General features: G+C 74.8%; 1 protein-coding gene and 2 pseudogenes. All 3 read right to left on the reverse strand.

The window, feature by feature from the left end:
* A pseudogene (locus ACTUAL_RS06455) lies at window positions 1-212 on the reverse strand (ABC transporter substrate-binding protein); the annotation flags it as partial.
* The gene (locus tag ACTUAL_RS06460) at window positions 209-1,000 is read right to left on the reverse strand and encodes an ABC transporter ATP-binding protein (RefSeq protein WP_096495749.1); all 792 of its coding nucleotides are present in this window, start codon (window positions 998-1,000) and stop codon (window positions 209-211) included. The pseudogene ACTUAL_RS06455 and the gene ACTUAL_RS06460, both read right to left, overlap by 4 nt.
* Window positions 997-1,677, reverse strand: a pseudogene (locus ACTUAL_RS06465) (FecCD family ABC transporter permease); the annotation flags it as partial. The gene ACTUAL_RS06460 and the pseudogene ACTUAL_RS06465, both read right to left, overlap by 4 nt.
* Window positions 1,678-1,753 lie beyond the last annotated feature (76 nt).

Below are 1,753 nucleotides of genomic sequence, written 5' to 3' on the forward strand. Positions count from 1 at the left end.
TGGACGTGCTCGGTCAGGCCGAGGGCGAACAGCTTGTCCGCGCTGCCGCCCTCGTAGGCGACGGCCCGCTGCGGCACGCGGTACTCGACCTGCTCGCCGCAGCGGTCGACGGTGGCGGTGGCCGCCTCCCCGCCCCGCTGCTCGACCTGCGCGCCGCAGCCGGACAGCAGCAGCGCGGCGAGCGCGACGGGGAGGGCTCTGGGGGCGCTCATGGGGTTCCTCCGGGGTGGTGGGAGAGCGAGTGGAGCACTTGCGGGACGCGGTCGACGGGGTGCTCGACGATCGCGGCCCTGACGCCGAACACGGTGGCCAGCAACGACTCCGTGAGCACCTCGGCGGGTGTCCCGGAGGCGACCAGCTCGCCGCGCGAGAGCACGCAGAGGCGGTCGCACGCGGCGGCGGCGAGGTTGAGGTCGTGCAGCACCACCAGGACCGTCAGGCCGCTGGATCGCAGCAGCCGCAGCAGGTCGAGCTGGTGGCGCAGGTCGAGGTGGTTGGTGGGCTCGTCCAGCACCAGCACCTCGGGCTGCTGCGCCAGGGCCCTGGCGATGAGGACGCGCTGCCACTCGCCGCCGGACAGCGACAGCACCCCGCGCCCGCGCAGGTGCTCGACGCCGACCTGCCGCATGGCCTCGTCGCACAGCGCGCGGTCGGCGGCGGTGAGCGGGGCGTTGCCGCGCAGGTGCGGGGACCGGCCCAGCGCCACGACCTCCTCGGTGGTGAAGTCGAGCTCGCCGGTGCTGTTCTGGGTGAGCGCGCCGATCCGCCGGGCGCGGTCGCGGGCGGACAGGGCGTCCAGGTCCGCGCCGCCGACGCGCACGACGCCGCGGGTGGGGCGCAGCGCCCGGTAGACGCAGCGCAGCACGGTGGACTTGCCGGAACCGTTGGGGCCCACCAGACCCACGACGGTCCCCGGTTCGACGTCGAAGGTGATCGCGTCGACGATGGCGCGGCCGGACAGCTCGACGGTGAGGGACTCGACGCCCAGGTCCACGGTCACCGCCCCCCGAACAGGTAGCCGCGGCGGCGCATCAGCGCGAGGAACACCGGGACGCCGATGAGCGCGGTGAGCACGCCGAGGGGCAGTTCGCGCGGGGCGACGAGGACGCGGGAGGCCAGGTCGACCCAGACCATGAAGACCGCGCCGAGCAGCGGGGCGATCAGCAGCACCCTGGAGTGGCCCGCGCCGATCGCGATGCGCACCAGGTGCGGGACGACCAGGCCGACGAAGCCGATGGCCCCGCTGGTGGCGACCATCGCGCCGGTGGCCAGCGCGGTGATCGCGAACAGGCGGGTGCGGACGCGGTCCGCGTCGACGCCGAGGGAGGCGGCGCTCTCGTCGCCGAAGGAGAGCACGTCCAGCGCGCGGCTCATCCGGTGCAGCACGACCAGCGCGCCGAGGACGACGACGGCGACGACCGGCAGCGCGCCCCAGGTGGCGGCGCCGAAGCTGCCCATCGTCCAGTACAGGACGGTGCTGGTGGCCTCGCTGTCCGGGGTGAAGTAGACGATGACGCTCATCAGGGCCTCGAAGCCGAAGGCGAGCGCGACGCCGGTGAGCACCAGGCGCAGCGGGGTGACGCCCGCGGCGGTGCGGGAGGCGAGGTGGACCAAGGCGGTGGCGGTGAGGGCGCCGAGGAACGCGCCCGCCGACACGGCGTAGATGCCGAGGGCGGAGAGGGCGCTCCCCGGTCGCCGCCGCCGTCCTGCTCGCGCTGGCCCTGCTCGGCTCCACCATCGCCGCCATCAGCCT

The sequence above is a fragment of the Actinosynnema sp. genome, from assembly GCF_052038725.1.